The following is a 14,948-nucleotide window of genomic DNA, read 5'->3' on the forward strand; positions in this document are numbered from 1 at the left end:
GCGATTATTGAACCCCGTCGATGCAAACAAAAAGCCGCCACAGACCGTAAGACCTGCGACGGCTTCGCCTCAATTAATAGTTGAGTAAATACCTGAGCCTATCCCTCGATACGGCTCAAGAACTCACGGGTGCGCTGCTCACGCGGATGGTCGATGACCTGCTCGGCAGGGCCCTCCTCGACAATGCGGCCGCCATCCATAAAGACCACGCGGTCGGCAACATCGCGCGCAAACTGCATCGCGTGGGTCACGATTACCATCGTCATATTCTGCGCGGCAAGGTCTTTAATGACACGCAGCACCTCGGCCGTCAGCTCGGGATCGAGTGCCGAGGTCGGCTCGTCAAAGAACAGGATCTCCGGATCGAGCGCCAAGGCGCGGGCGATACTCACACGCTGTTGCTGGCCACCCGAAAGCTCACATGGCACCTTGTTCTCGTTGCCCGTAAGCCCCATCTGCGCGATCAACTCGCCCGCACGAGCTTCCGCCTGCTCGCGCGGGCGCTTAAGCACGCGGATCGGCGCGTCGATGATGTTTTTCATCACGGTATAGTGCGGGAACAGGTTGTAATTTTGGAACACCAGACCGAATCGCGAGCGCGCCTGCTTGGGCACATCGCCCTTCGCATAGACCGCGCCCGAACCCGCATCCGTCGCAACGGCAAGGTCACCAAACGAGAGCGAGCCTCCGTCGAGTGTCTCGAGCAGCGTGGCACACCGCAGCAGCGTGGACTTGCCGCCACCCGAAGGCCCGATAATCGCCACGACCTCGCCACGCTTCACCTCAAGCGAGATATCCTTGAGCACCTCATTGCCGCCAAACGCCTTACGTGCGTTTTCGATTTTCATCACTGAGTTAGTCATGATAATAGTCCAGCTTCTTTTCGGCGGCGCCCAGCAGCATCTCGACCACAAAGTTAAAGACCCAGTAAATCAGCGCCGCGATCGCAAACGGCACCATACTCACCTGCGAGGCGACCAGCGCCTTGGCCGTCGAGAACATCTCACCCACGCCAATGGCAAACGCCAGCGACGTGTCCTTGACCAGCGTGATAATCTCGTTGCCCATCGCCGGCAGAATACGCTTGGCGACCTGCGGCATCACGATATACAGAAACGTCTGCACGCGCGAATAGCCCAGCACCTCGGCGGCCTCGTATTGACCGCGCGGAATGGACTGCAAGCCCGAGCGATAGATCTCGGCAAAGTAACCGGCGTAGTTGATGATGAACGCCACGACGCACGCCGTCCACTTGGAATCGGGCGTGAGCGAAATGCCAAACACGTAGTACGGGGCAAAGTAGATGGCAAACATCTGCAGCATGAGCGGCGTACCGCGCATGACCGAAATGTAGATGCGCGCAATCCAGCGAAGCGGCGCGATTTTGCTCATGCGCATAAACGCCACGGGAATTCCCAGCGGAATCGACCCCAACAGCGTCAGCACAAACAACTGCAAACTGACCAAGAAACCCTGGCCAAGCATCTGCATCATGACCTGAATAGACATTACTTGAGCACCCAATTATCGAAAGACAAACCATAGCTTGAATATTTATCGCAGAGGTCCTTGACCGTGCCGTCCTCGTAGAGCGCCTTGAGCGACTCGGCTACAGCATCGGCCGACTTGGTGTCGCCCTTCTTAAAGCCAACGGCGTAGTGCTCGCTGGACAGCGGCTCATCAAGCTGCGTATAAGCATCGGGCTTGGCGGCAAGCTGATACTGGGCAATCGAAAGGTCGCAAGCCACGGCATCGACCGCGCCGCTCTCGAGCTGCATAAAGGCCGTGTTGTACTCGCCGATCGTGTCGAGCGTGGCAAACGTCGCCGCCAGATCCTTCTGGTCACCCTCGAGCACATCCTGCGCAGCGGAATCGGTCTGGGTAATCACGGTCTTGCCGGCAAGATCGTCCCAGCTCTTGATGCCCGCGTCCTTCTTGACCACGAGCACTTGCTCGTTGAGCATGTACGGCTCAGAGAACGTGTAGTCATCCTCGCGCCCCTCCATGGTAAAGCCGTTCCAGATGCAGTTGATGGCGCCCGAGTTAAGCAGCGTATCCTTGGCGTCCCAGTCGATGGCCTCGTATTTGACCTCCCAGTCCTGCTTATCGGCAACAGCCTTGGCCAGATCGAGATCAAAGCCGGTGTACTCACCATCGTCGCCCACAAAGCCGTACGGAGGATAGGACTTATCAAAGCCCACCACGAGCTTCTTGGACTCCGCAGCACCCTTCACATCCTTGGCCGCGGCAGAGCCAGCAGCGGAGCCCTTGCCGGCGCCACCGCCGCAACCGACAAGACCAAGGCCAAGCACCGTGGCGAGCGAGCCGGCTAGACCAACAAACTGACGACGAGACATATCGGTATTCATGGTATTCCCCCTTGATGGCACTTTAGTTAAGTAAAGTGAGTCGTGTAACGTCCAGAATCATACACTCTACCTTGATAAAGTACAAGGGAGGGTTTGCCCGGCATGGGCGGGGAGCAAACATCGTTGGACTTATCACTGACACGAAATGGACGCTTGCATATCGTCCGCTAGCTTGGCACGGTACAATGCTTTCAGATTTCAATTTGTAAATTAGTGGGGTTAATTCATGGCAGAATCTCGTGCGGAGCGTAAGGCTCGTCGTGCTTTGATCGAGGCGGCTGAGGGGTCGAAGGAGGAGAAATCTTCTACGAAATCCAAGTCTTCTAAAGCTGCAAAAAGCAAACCGACCAAGAGCAGAGCTAAGACCAAGCGTTCTGACTCTCGTCGAGGCGGGGATAAAGCGCCTCAGACTCGTTCCAAGCGCTCGCATAAAGATCGGGTTTCGTCTGCGCGTAAGGCCGTGGACCCCAAGTCTCCCTGTTCGATCATGAAATCTTGCGGTGGGTGCACGGCGCTCAATCGTCCTTATAAAAAGCAGTTGGCGGCTAAGCAGGCTGCTATGGAGGAGCTGTTTGCCGAGCTTTGTAAGCGCGAGAGCATTGCTGTCGATCCTATTCGCGGTATGGGCGTCACCCTTGGCGACCCGGGTAAATATCCTGCGCCGCGTGGCTTTCGTCATAAGGCTGCCACTCCCTTTGCTCCCGGTAAGGAGGGCGCTGTCCGTTGCGGTTTCTTTGAGCGCGGCACGCACAAGATCGTTGCCGTACCCGAATGCCCCGTCGAGGCGTCGGGCGCTCGTCAGATTCTCAACGGCATCGCACGCGAAGCTGAGCGGTTGCATATTCCCGCCTTTAACGAGGACAAGCATCTTGGTTTGCTTCGCTATGCCGTCGTCCGCTGCGGTTGGCGTACCGACCAGATCATGGTCACGCTCGTGACCGCTCAGCGCGACTTGCCGCATGCGCAGGAGTTCTTTGAGGCTGTCGCCGCACTCGATCCGCGCATCGTCACCGTCGCCCAAAACATCAACGGACGCCCCGGCAACGCCATCCTCGGCGAGGAAACCCGCATCGTGTATGGCGCAGAATGCATGCGCGACCAGCTGCTCGGCTGCGAATTCGACATCTCCCCCACCGCGTTTTATCAGACCAACCCGCAACAGACCGAGCTGCTCTATCAGCTCGCTATCGACGGCATGGATTTGCACCAGGGCGATGTGCTCATGGATGCCTACTGTGGCAGCGGTACCATCGGTCTTTGCGCAGCTAAAGATGCCCAGAACAAGGGTATCGGCATTATGCTGCTCGGCGTTGAGCGCAACCCGGCGGGCATTGCCGACGCACGTCGCAATGCCGAGCTCAACGGCCTCACCCGCAGCGCTTGGTTTATGGCCGACGACGCCACCGACTACATCCTGGATGCCGCCGACAACAACGAACGCGTCGACGTTCTTTCCATCGACCCGCCGCGCGCCGGCTCCACGCCCGAGTTCCTCGAAGCTGCCTGCGCACTTAAGCCGCGCCGCATCACCTATATCAGCTGCAACCCCGTGACCCAAGAGCGCGACCTGCACCAGCTCCTCGACGGAGGCTATCGCCTGCTCAAGATCACGCCAGTCGACATGTTCCCTCACACCGACCACACCGAAACCGTAGCGGTCCTCGAACGCCGCTAACCAACCTCAGTAGATTTTTGGGACAAGAAAGGGGGCGACCCGCCTGGGCCGCCCCCTTCGCTTGGTTTATAAACTCCGCTACATCCCATTGCGCAGATCGCACACGCCGGCTGCCGCCATCTCGCACAGCAGCGTCTCGCGGTCGCGCGTCACGATCAAATCCAGTGGGAAGTGAATCTCGTCGAGCATCTTGCGCGCGTGATCGAGCTTGCCAATGGCCATGCCAATGTGGGCATCGGTCGACACGCCAATGCCCACGCCCAGCTCGGCGCAGCGCTCGGCAATCTTGCGGCATACGGCCCAATGCTCAGTGTCGACACCGTGTTCAAGACTATGGTTGTTGATCTCGATAATCTTGTGCTTGGCCTTAGCTGCCAACAGCACCTCGTCGATATCGAACGGCACGCCCGAACGCCCCGTGTGACCCAGCATGAACACCTTGGGGTGCTCCAGGGCATTGATATACATCTCGGTCGTCTGGGCCAGCGTCGCGCCCTCAGCAATCTGCGGATTATGCACGCTCGCAACCAAATAATCCAAATTACGCGTAACCAAATCGAACAGCGAATGCTGACGGCTGTACGAATCGCCGGCAATATCGAGCGTGACAGGAGTGTCCTCGCCAAACAGGCTTCCGTCCAGCGAAACGATATCGGCCTCGGCACCACGCAGCACCAGCACGCCGCTCCAAATGCGCGGCCAGATATCCTGGTTGATAAAGAACTGGTAACTGCGCAGGTCATTGGGGCAAGCCGTAACCATAGAGCTCAAATGGTCGGCAGATCCGAGCACCTGCAGACCACGCTCTGCCGCCCAGTACACATTCTCCTCAATGGTCGAATATGCATGCGCAGAGAACATCGTATGGGTATGAATGTCACAAGAAAGCAGGTAGGGCATCAGGTCTCCTTATCTGGCACGGCCGTCGCTTATATTCATTGTACGCATAGCCTTCGATAGTCGTAAAACCACTCCATCCCAAAGACACAACGTCCATGACAACGGGGTCCGGCTTAACACCAAACCCCGTTTCACGTAAAACATTGTAGGCAGAGCGCTTTACTTTTAACGATACTCGTCCGCCAACTGTTTCCAAGCGGGTAGCGAATTGACAATCGTTTCGTAGCTCACGCAATAGCCCAGGCGGAACCAACCCGGCATACCAAAGCTGTCCGAGGGAACCGCAAGCAACTCATACTTCTTTGCGCGCTCGCAAAACGCATTCGCATCGGGCTCCAATGCTTTCACCCATAGGTAGAACGCGCCATCCGGCTCAACATAGGTGTAGCCATACTCCGCTAGTGCGTCGGTAAGCGCGGTGCGGTTGCGTGCATAGGCCTCAACGTCACTCGGCTCATCGATGCAGTCGATAATTACGCGCTGAAAGAGCGCCGGCGCGCACACGAAGCCCAGCGTACGGGCGGCACCGGCAACGGCCGGCATCAGACGGGCAGCCTGCGGATTGGTGTTGGGAACCAAGATCCACCCCACGCGCTCACCCGGCAGCGACAGCGACTTGGAATACGAGTAGCACACGATGGTGTGCTCGTAGATCGAGGGCACCCAAGGCACCTCGGCACCGTACACGATCTCGCGGTACGGCTCATCCGAGATGAGCATAATCGGATTCTCGGGATCGCGCTGAGCGTTGGCCTCGCGCAGAACATTGGCCAGTCGCGTCAGCGTGTCGCGCGTATATACGGCACCGGTCGGGTTGTTGGGCGAGTCGATAATGACGGCTGCCGTCTTGTCGGTGATCGCCTTGAATACGTTATCCACGCTCAGCTGGAATGTGTCCTCGTTGGCAAGCGCCTCGACACACGTGCAGCCGGCCTTCTCAATCCAAACGCGATACTCCGGAAAGTACGGGGCGATAACAATAACCTCGTCGCCCGGATTCGTAACGGCGTTGAGCGCGCAGGTGAGCGAAGCCGCGGCACCCACCGTCATAAAGACGTCTTTGCCCTCATAGCTCGTGCCAAAGCGGCGGTTGAGCGATTCGGCCACAGCGGCACGACATTGCGGCAGGCCCGGTGCGGGCGTGTAGCCGTGCAGCTGGTCGCTCGGCAGCTCCAGGGCCTTCTTAATGGACTCCGCCACAGCAGCGGGTGCCGGAACGCTCGGATTGCCCAGCGAAAAATCGAATACGTTTTCCGCACCGATCTGTGCCTTGCGCTCAAGACCATAGCTAAAGATCTCACGGATGATGGAGCTTTCCGCACCGCGAGCATACATAGTTTCGTTGATCATCTGTTCCCCTTTCGCATAGGCGCTATTGTACGCTTTAGTCGAGCAAAGTGCCGCAGCAATGTTAATTGGGTGTTGATTGGGGACAGACTTAAATGCGTGAAAACGCTCATTTAAGTCTGTCCCCAATCAACAGATGGCCCCATATCGCTCAAAAGAAAAGGCCTCCGCAGGTTTCCCCGCGGAGGCTTTCGTTAGAAGGACTATTTGTCGGTGTCGGCATCGGCGTTGACGACATGGCTATCGCCATCAACATCGGATGCGGCTTCGGCATCCTCCTGCATGGCCGCCTGCGCAAAAGCTGCGGCATCAGCCGCCAGCTCCTCCTCGCTCATACGAGGCATGCGCTTTTTGGTCGGCATGCCGGCCGCCTTGGCATTGCGCTCCTCCTTGGCCGCCAGGATATCGCCCTCGCGCTCAAGGTAGGCATCCCACTCGTTGTCGAGCAGGGCGTTCACGGCATCGCCCTCGACGGTCTCGCGCTCAAGCAGCACCTTCGCCATCAGATCGAGTTGATCGCGACGGGCATCCAGAATCTCGACCGCACGGCGATGGGCTTCGCGCATGATGCGCTGAACCTCGATATCGATGCGGCGTGCCGTCTCCTCGGAGTAATCCTGGTGATCGGCGTAATCGCGACCAAGGAACACCTGATGCTGTGCCTCGCCAAACACCTGCGTGCCCAGCTCCTCGCTCATGCCCAAACGCGTAACCATCTCGCGTGCCATCTTGGTCGCGCGCTCCAGGTCGTTGCTCGCGCCCGACGTGATGTCATCGCACATGAGCTCCTCGGCAACGCGGCCGCCCAAGAACACGGCGAGCTCGTCGAGCATCTCGTTCTTGGTCTTGAGGAAGTGATCCTCCTGTGGAAGCTGCAACGTGTAGCCCAGAGCCTGGCCGCGGCTGACAATCGAAATCTTATGAACCGGATCGGAGTGCTCCAAGATATGACCCACCAGGGCATGGCCGCTCTCATGGTAGGCAATCGTGGTGCGCTCGGCTTCGGTCATCACACGACCCTTGCGTTGCGGTCCGGCAATCACGCGCTCCATCGATTCCTCGACCTCGTCCATCGAGATCACGGAACGATGGCGGCGGGCAGCCAGCAGCGCAGACTCGTTGAGCAGATTTGCCAAATCGGCACCGGTGAAGCCAACGGTCATCTGGGCGAGCTTCTCAAACTTCACGTCCTCGTCCATCGGCTTGTTCTCGGCATGCACGCGCAAGATCTGCTCGCGGCCCTTCACATCCGGACGGTCGACCGTGACCTGACGGTCAAAACGACCGGGACGCAACAATGCCGGATCCAGGATGTCAGGACGGTTGGTCGCAGCAATCAGGATGACCGACTCGCTCTCCTCAAAACCGTCCATCTCGACCAGCAGCTGGTTGAGCGTCTGCTCGCGCTCGTCGTGGCCGCCGCCCAGGCCGGCTCCGCGCTGACGTCCCACGGCATCGATCTCATCGATGAAGATGATCGACGGAGCCTGGGACTTGGCCTCCTTAAAGAGGTCACGTACACGGCTGGCGCCGACACCCACGAACATCTCGACAAAGTCGGAACCCGAGATGCTAAAGAACGGCACGCCCGCCTCGCCGGCTACAGCCTTGGCCAGCAGCGTTTTACCGGTGCCCGGAGGGCCCACCAGCAACACGCCGCGCGGGATCTTGGCGCCCAGCTTGCGATAGCGGTCCGGATCGCTCAAAAAGTCACGAATCTCCTCGAGCTCCTCGACTGCCTCGTCCACGCCGGCAACGTCTTCAAACTTGACCTTGGGGCGCGTGGCCTCGTTGGTCTTGGCGTTGGTCTTGCCAAACTGCATGTTCCTGTTGTTGGCGCCCATCATCTGGCGCATAAAGTAGAACATAATGGCGATCAGGGCGATCGTCGGAAGCACGCTCATCGCCAAGTCGCCCCAAAAATCGGGATCGTTGGTGTTGACGATGTACTTGGTATCGGGGTGCTCCGCCATAAGCTCGGCAAGCGAATCGGAGCCGACATAGGTCGAGGAGAAGCTCTTGAGCTCGCTCGTATCGCCCTTGTCCTTCTTCGTCTTCCAGTAATGACCCGTCACGCTTCCGTCTTGAACCGTATAGGTCAGATCTTCGACGCGATCCTGCTTGATGGCGCTGACCATCTCGCTCGTCGCGAGCTTTACGGTATTGCTGGAATTGGCAAAGCCGGAGCCCATGTTAAAGAAGGCGTAGCCCAGGAGCGCGCAAGCCAAAACAAAATACAGCCAGCCCGTACGCGTGGGCTTCTTGCCTCCGGGCACCCCCGGGATCTTAGGCTCCCGGGGAGTCTGGGAATTGTTATCGTTACGGTCGTCGGGCATCTTACGAATAAACCTCCGGTTTCAAAATGCCCAGATACGGAAGGTTACGATAGCGCTCGGCATAGTCGAGGCCGTAGCCCACCACAAAGGCATCGGGGCAATGGGTTCCAACATACTTGGGCGTGATGGCCGAGGTACGGTCCTCAACGTCCTTCCACAGGAAGGCGGCGACCTCCAGAGAAGCGGGCTTGCGGCTCTCGAGGTTCTTCATCAGATACTTGAGCGTCAGGCCCGAGTCCAGAATGTCCTCGACGATCAGCACGTCGCGACCGCGGATGTCGATATCCAGGTCCTTAATGATACGCACGATACCCGAGGACTTCACACCGTCGCCATAGCTCGAAACAGCCATGAAATCGATGTTGGTCGGCAGCTCGATCTTGCGCATCAGGTCGCCCATAAAGACCACGGCGCCGCGTAGGACCGCGATCAGCACCAGATCCTTACCCGCGTAGTCGCGCGTAATCTCCTCGCCCAGGCGAGAGACGATACCGTCGATATCCTCCTGCGTAAACAGAACCTTCTCGATATCCGGATGTTGAGAAGCCATGACAACCCTTTCTTGTGCTTATCGCCCACACACCGCCGTATGGACGCGAACTTCACATTCTAGCAGCGCACGGGGAATATTTTCCAGCCCGTACGCCATCAGCGCGGGAATACCGTCAACGTCGCACAGAATAGCTGGCGTGGGACGCTATTCCGCATCGACCACACGAAGCAGATATGCCACGCGCGTTGCGGCCGTGCACTTAAAACGCTCGTCCGCGCGAACTCCGGCGACCCACACCACGGCACCCCCCGGGGCCGTCCTCACCATGGGCACGCCGGCGCGCTCGGAAACGGGAATGCGAGCCTCACCTAGCAAGTCGGATACTTTCTTGCTTCGGCCACTCATCCCTAACGGGCACATCACGTCTCCCGGTGCGGGACCGTCCACCCACAGGCGCGCCAATCGCGCCTCGGCAGGGATCTCGCCACGCGAGCCCGCCAGGATCCGCTCACTATCGCTGTCGGCAAAACCCAGGGCAGCCGCGTCTACCAAAGCTGTCGCTTCCCCGGCAGCCGCGAGCTCACGGGCGCGGCGCACGATGTCGCATCCCGGCTCAACGACCATCGACTCTGCGACCAGCATACGTCCCCCGCCCAACGGCAAACGACCGGGCACGGTAACCCAGTCCGCGACCAGGCCCTCGCGAGCCACCGGCGCCTTAAACGCCAGCATGCCAAACTCAATGCGTGCGTCAATCCCCGCCGGAAGCGTGACCGAGCCGGCACCCTCGGCAACGCAGGAAAGGACTCGCTCCACATGTCGCATCTCGGGACGAGCATCCGGATCGATGCGTTTGATCGCCAGTCGCACGATGCGCCGCGCGATTACCACCTCGGCCGCAGCAAGGCGCCTGGCATCGAGCACCAGCGCGCCCGCTGCCTCTTTGCGCAAACAGCTTCGAAACGCCCGTGCCGACAGCTGGGATAGAAACGCATCTTCATCACCCAAGATCTCACAGGCGGCGCCAATCGTCTTGCACACGCTCGCATTACGCTGTGCCACCACCGGCATTACCCGATGGCGCACGTAGTTTCGCAGATACGAGATATCCTCATTGCTCTCGTCTTCACGCCACGGCTGACCATGTACCTGTAGATAGCCCACGAGCTCGCCATGAGTTAGGTCGAGCAAGGGACGCACCACGATATTCCTCCGGCGAGGAATGCTCGATAGACCAGCGGGCCCCGAACCCTTAATCGCGTTCATCAAAAACGTTTCCGCGCGATCCGAAGACGTGTGCGCGGTGCAGATACGAGCCGCCGTTCGCGGTGCCCCCGTCTGGGCGCAGAGCTCGCGAACATACCTTCGCGCCGCGGCATAGCGCACCTCGCGGGCAGCCGCCTCGATATTGCCCGATTCATCATCAAAATAGGCATGCTCAACACACAGCGGTAGACCATATTGTGCGCAGAGCTCACGCACAAAGGCCTCGTCGCCATCGGACGCCTTGCCGCGCAGATGATGGTTCACATGCAGCACGTGCAGTCGCTCGCGCGCGATGGGGGCAACACCGCGTCCGTCTTGGATATCCAGCTTTGATGTGCACGCCATAAGAAGCAGTGCCGTCGAGTCCGCGCCGCCTGATACCATGAGCACGACAGGAGCAGCCTGCTGTCTCGTCCGGGTCTCATCGACTGCCCCAGGCACGGCATGGTGTCCATAATGCTGAGATACCGTAGGCATTTGCTTCCTCCTCTATTCGTCCGCACCCATTGTATCCTTTGGAATCTTATGTCTCGTCTGCACCTTCATATCCTCGGCAGTGGCTCTAAAGGCAACTGCGCGCTCATCGAGGGCCCGCAGGGGCTCATTATGGTCGATGACGGACTGTCTCGCCGCGAGACATTAAAGCGCATGGCAGAACTGGGGCTCTCGGCTGACAACGTCTCGGCTCTTCTCATTACTCATGAGCATAGCGATCACATCAAGGGCCTCGATATCTGGTGCAAGCACTGGCACGGCCCCCTCTTTGCCAGCAGGGGCACTCTTTCGAACAAAGAAAATCTTTCGCATCTGCCTGTCGAGGAATTCGATCCCGGTGACACCCTTTCCATTGCCGGCATCCACGTGCAAACCTACTCAACATCACACGATGTCATCAATCCAGTCGGCTATCGATTCAATGCTCTCGATGATTCCATCGGCTTTGCCACCGACACCGGAGAGCTATCGAGCCAAGCCATGAACACCCTCAAAGATTGTCGAGTCCTCGCGCTCGAAAGCAACCACGATGCGACCATGCTGCGCGAGGGAGAATATCCCCGCTTTCTTCAGGAGCGCATCCTGTCTGCAAGGGGACACCTCTCCAATGGCCAAGCCGCCGAAGCCGCGCGCGAACTTGTTACCGATCGCACCGAACAGCTCATTGCCATGCATATCAGCCAAGATAACAATCGTCCGAGCCTTACCGTCAAAAGCTATGCCAAAGCTCTGGCCGCAACCCTGGATGACGAGCTCGGCAGCTCCGCCACCCTTCTCCAAGGATCGCGAAAACTCTCGATACGCCCCGCAAGCCAGTATCGGCCAGCAACCATTCAATAGACTGTCCTAAACAGCAAAAGGGGCCGGGAATCGCTTCCCAGCCCCTTTTGTTGTCTTTTAATAGCGAAGAACACCAACGAAGTTATTCGATGGAGATCTTCGTAACGTTCTTCTTCTCGACGATCTTGGGAACCGTAACGGTCAGGATGCCGTCAGCGTACTTAGCCGAGAGGCCCTCGCTCGAAGCGTCCTTAAGATACACGCCACGCGTCGCGCTGTACGAGCTGAACTCCTTCTGCAGGAAGTTCTTGCCCTCGTTCTCCTCGTCTTCCTCGACATTCACGCTAATGGACAGACGGCCCTCGTTAAGCTCGACATCGATATCGTCCTTGGCGACGCCGGTCAGATAAGCCTTGACCTCATAGCCATCGCCCTTATCCTCAACGTCAACGGGGAACGCCTTAGAGGCAATCGAGCTGTTCGCTAGGTCGCTCATATCATCAAACAGATCGAACAGCGAGCTTGCAGAGGGACGAACGCCAAAAACCGAACGATAAGGAACCATGCTTGCCATGTTTACCACTCCTTTATAGGACTGCCGAGTCATCTTCCAGGTGACTGGGACTTCTTTTGACGCTCTTATATATGCCCACCCAGTGCTCATATATACATCGACTATAAAGTTTTTTGAGTCCAGTACTATAAGCATATCTAAGTGCGTATGACTCAGGTTTTAGGAAGGTTAAGGTTCTTTGAACCAGAGCTTAAATACCGAGTATGTCCCCAGCTACAAATAACAAGGGGCTTACAATGAGCGCGTACACGGTGTTGGTAACGAGCTAAAGGGCATCATGGACGACCAAAACCAGAACAATATGTTTATGCCGACGCAGGGGGAAGATATTTCCACGCAGCCGCCACGGTTCCATCGCCCCCACATCTCGCAAGAGCCCATTAATGATGCAGAGCCCGAATATGTGACGAGAAATCGATATCAAACGCTCGAGGATGCCCAAACGGGACGTAAGCATATGGGCGTCGCATCGGGCGATCCCGTATATCTAAAAGATGCACCGTTATCAAAAAACAGCGCAATCAATGACGACCCGACAAAAACGCCCATAACTCGGCAGCAAAGAGGTCCCCGACCTAAGCAAACCTTAACGCATTCGGCTCGTTATCTCGAAACGCCAAAACAGGGAAAATCAATCTTCGTTTCGTCAAATAAACGACGCAAGCAGCATCGACTGACAATCCTGCTTTTGATCATTGTGGTCATAGCAGTTGCACTTGTGATTCGATTTATTGTCTTTAAATAAAAGCTCATTACCCATAAGCCCAACCGGGTTACAGGTGAAATGCAACGACATTGTGAAGTGTAAACGCAAAAAAAGGGGGAGGCCGCGAGGCCTCCCCCTTCTTCAAGTCGATTGACGGCTCGGTGCCGTCCACCGGTCAGCGGCGCCCTGGCCTCCCACGGGCTGACCCCGCAGTACTCTCGGCGCGATGGGGCTTAGCTTCCGGGTTCGGAACGGGACCGGGCGTGCCCCCCATGCTCTGGCCGCTGACCGGTGGGCGGCGCCCACAGTATCTTCGGTGTCCGGTGTCTCACTCACGTGCCCTGGGGGCCGCATGGCGCATAGGAAAGGTCTGACTCGGGGGCATCCTCGTGCCCGGACCGCGCATGAGCGCTCAGTCCCGCGGGCCGCGAGGTGCGGTTCCGGAAGAGCTCGGGCGATTAGTGCGGCTCGGCTGAGGACGTCGCCGCCCTTGCACCTGCCGTCTATCGACCAGGTAGTCTACCTGGGCCCTTACCGGAAGGAGAACTAATCCCTGGAACGGCTTCCCGCTTAGATGCCTTCAGCGGTTATCCGCGCCGCACGCGGCTACCCGGCCGTGCCGTTGGTCGACAACCGGTTCACCGGAGGTGCGTCCACCCCGGTCCTCTCGTACTGGGGGCAGCCTCCATCGATTCTCCTGCGCCCACGGAGGATAGGGACCGAACTGTCTCACGACGTTCTGAACCCAGCTCGCGTACCGCTTTAAACGGCGAACAGCCGTACCCTTGGGACCTGCTCCAGCCCCAGGATGCGATGAGCCGACATCGAGGTGCCAAACCTTGCCGTCGATGTGGACTCTTGGGCAAGATCAGCCTGTTATCCCCGGAGTACCTTTTATCCGTTGAGCGACGGCCCACCCACTCGGGGCCGCCGGATCACTAGAGCCTGCTTTCGCACCTGCTCGGCTTGTGGGCCTCGCAGTCAAGCCCGCTTGTACTCTTGCATTCAAAAGGACGGTTGCCGACCGTCCCGAGCGGACCTTCGCGCGCCTCCGTTACCCTTTAGGAGGCGACCGCCCCAGTCAAACTGCCCGCCTGGCACGGTCCCCGAGCCGGTTGACGGCCTCGGGTTAGGACGCCGGTCGCGCGAGGGCAGTATTCCAAGGGCGGCTCCCCGGGGGCTGGCGCCTCCGGATCGATGCCTCCTGCCTATCCTCTACACGCGGGACCAGCGGCCAATGCCAAGCTGCAGTGAAGGTTCACGGGGTCTTTCCGTCCTTCCGCGGGTAAGTCGCATCTTCACGACCAGTGCAATTTCACCGGGTCCATGGTCGAGACAGCGCCCAAGTCGTTGCGCCTTTCGTGCAGGTCGGAACTTACCCGACAAGGAATTTCGCTACCTTAGGACCGTTATAGTTACGGCCGCCGTTTACCGGGGCTTGGCTTCGGGGCTTCGCGCGATGCGCTAACTCCTCCGCGTGACCTTCCGGCACCGGGCAGGCGTCAGACCCTATACGTCGCCTTGCGGCTTCTGCAGAGTCCTGTGTTTTTGGTAAACAGTCGCTTGGGCCTCTCCACTGCGGCCCGCCTCCGCTCCCCGGGCAAGCCGGTTCACGTACGCGCGGGCACCCCTTCTCCCGAAGTTACGGGGCCATTGTGCCGAGTTCCTTGACCATGGTTGACCCGATCGCCTCGGTATGTTCTACCCACCCACCTGTGTCGGTTTGCGGTACGGGCGCGCACGCGCCTGCCTAGGGGTTTTTCTAGGGACCTCGGGCTCACTCGCTTCGCTTAAGTGCTTCGTCCGGAGCCTCGCCCTCAATGCGGACCGGATTTCCCTGGTCCGCGGGCCGCGCTCCATCACGGGGACGTCCAGAACCCCGCCGAGCCACCCCCATCCGTCGCCCCGTCGGTCGTAGCGCCGCGTGCGCGGTGCAGGAATGTCTGCCTGCTGCGCGTCGGCTACGCCTCCCGGCCTCGCCTTAGCCCCCGACTGACCCTGGGAGGA

12 protein-coding genes and 2 rRNA genes are annotated in these 14,948 nt (G+C 58.7%); 3 read left to right on the plus strand and 11 right to left on the minus strand.

Annotation, left to right across the window (positions count from 1 at the left end; translation table 11 throughout):
* Nucleotides 1-98 precede the first annotated feature (98 nt).
* The 3 genes from ABHR63_RS05320 to ABHR63_RS05330 are packed head-to-tail and all read right to left on the minus strand — an operon-like array spanning nt 99 to nt 2,369.
* The gene (locus ABHR63_RS05320; protein WP_346965019.1) at nt 99-863 is read right to left on the minus strand and encodes an amino acid ABC transporter ATP-binding protein; all 765 of its coding nucleotides are present in this window, start codon (nt 861-863) and stop codon (nt 99-101) included.
* Entirely contained in the window at nt 856-1,509 is a 654-nt protein-coding gene (locus tag ABHR63_RS05325; protein WP_006235606.1) for an amino acid ABC transporter permease, read from the minus strand. The genes ABHR63_RS05320 and ABHR63_RS05325 overlap by 8 nt, the downstream gene beginning before the upstream one ends.
* On the minus strand, nt 1,509-2,369 hold the full coding sequence (locus ABHR63_RS05330) for a transporter substrate-binding domain-containing protein (RefSeq protein ID WP_138375044.1): 861 nt from the start codon (nt 2,367-2,369) through the stop codon (nt 1,509-1,511). Before ABHR63_RS05330 ends, ABHR63_RS05325 begins: the two co-directional genes overlap by 1 nt.
* A gap of 460 nt (nt 2,370-2,829) precedes the next feature.
* Here ABHR63_RS05330 and rlmD point away from each other — a divergent pair, with 460 nt between their 5' ends.
* On the plus strand, nt 2,830-4,044 hold the full coding sequence (gene rlmD / locus ABHR63_RS05335; RefSeq protein WP_346965039.1) for a 23S rRNA (uracil(1939)-C(5))-methyltransferase RlmD: 1,215 nt from the start codon (nt 2,830-2,832) through the stop codon (nt 4,042-4,044).
* A gap of 78 nt (nt 4,045-4,122) precedes the next feature.
* Here rlmD and ABHR63_RS05340 read toward each other — a convergent pair whose 3' ends face one another.
* From ABHR63_RS05340 to tilS, 5 genes are all read right to left on the minus strand, one after another.
* The gene (locus ABHR63_RS05340) at nt 4,123-4,944 is read right to left on the minus strand and encodes a phosphatase (RefSeq protein WP_022093941.1); all 822 of its coding nucleotides are present in this window, start codon (nt 4,942-4,944) and stop codon (nt 4,123-4,125) included.
* Between the two features lie 165 nt (nt 4,945-5,109).
* Nucleotides 5,110-6,294: a pyridoxal phosphate-dependent aminotransferase gene (locus tag ABHR63_RS05345; protein ID WP_118081740.1), complete on the minus strand. Its 1,185-nt coding sequence runs from the start codon at nt 6,292-6,294 to the stop codon at nt 5,110-5,112.
* Nucleotides 6,295-6,494: 200 nt separating this feature from the next.
* A complete protein-coding gene (ftsH, locus tag ABHR63_RS05350; protein ID WP_346965018.1) occupies nt 6,495-8,627 on the minus strand; it encodes an ATP-dependent zinc metalloprotease FtsH in 2,133 nt (710 codons plus the stop codon).
* Nucleotide 8,628: 1 nt separating this feature from the next.
* Entirely contained in the window at nt 8,629-9,177 is a 549-nt protein-coding gene (gene hpt, locus ABHR63_RS05355; RefSeq protein WP_006235600.1) for a hypoxanthine phosphoribosyltransferase, read from the minus strand.
* A 147-nt stretch (nt 9,178-9,324) separates the two neighbouring features.
* A complete protein-coding gene (gene tilS / locus ABHR63_RS05360) occupies nt 9,325-10,863 on the minus strand; it encodes a tRNA lysidine(34) synthetase TilS (RefSeq protein ID WP_195503800.1) in 1,539 nt (512 codons plus the stop codon).
* A gap of 48 nt (nt 10,864-10,911) precedes the next feature.
* Between tilS and ABHR63_RS05365 the strand changes: the two genes are divergently transcribed.
* Entirely contained in the window at nt 10,912-11,721 is an 810-nt protein-coding gene (locus ABHR63_RS05365) for an MBL fold metallo-hydrolase (protein ID WP_346965017.1), read from the plus strand.
* 82 nt (nt 11,722-11,803) lie between these two features.
* On the opposite strand, the gene ABHR63_RS05370 is transcribed toward ABHR63_RS05365, so the two are convergent.
* Nucleotides 11,804-12,235: an Hsp20/alpha crystallin family protein gene (locus tag ABHR63_RS05370; protein WP_055310182.1), complete on the minus strand. Its 432-nt coding sequence runs from the start codon at nt 12,233-12,235 to the stop codon at nt 11,804-11,806.
* Nucleotides 12,236-12,512: 277 nt separating this feature from the next.
* On the opposite strand from ABHR63_RS05370, the gene ABHR63_RS05375 reads away from it, so the two are divergent.
* Nucleotides 12,513-12,980 carry a hypothetical protein gene (locus ABHR63_RS05375; RefSeq protein WP_195192728.1) on the plus strand — a complete coding sequence of 156 codons (468 nt, stop codon included), beginning with the start codon at nt 12,513-12,515 and terminating at the stop codon, nt 12,978-12,980.
* 134 nt (nt 12,981-13,114) lie between these two features.
* Here the strand turns inward: ABHR63_RS05375 and rrf are convergent.
* Both rrf and ABHR63_RS05385 read right to left on the minus strand, forming a co-directional pair.
* A 5S ribosomal RNA gene (gene rrf / locus ABHR63_RS05380) occupies nt 13,115-13,230 on the minus strand.
* Nucleotides 13,231-13,378: 148 nt separating this feature from the next.
* Nucleotides 13,379-14,948: ribosomal RNA gene (locus ABHR63_RS05385) — 23S ribosomal RNA — on the minus strand; the annotation flags it as partial.

It is taken from the genome of Collinsella aerofaciens, assembly GCF_039752775.1.
GTDB classification, from domain to species: domain Bacteria; phylum Actinomycetota; class Coriobacteriia; order Coriobacteriales; family Coriobacteriaceae; genus Collinsella; species Collinsella aerofaciens_R.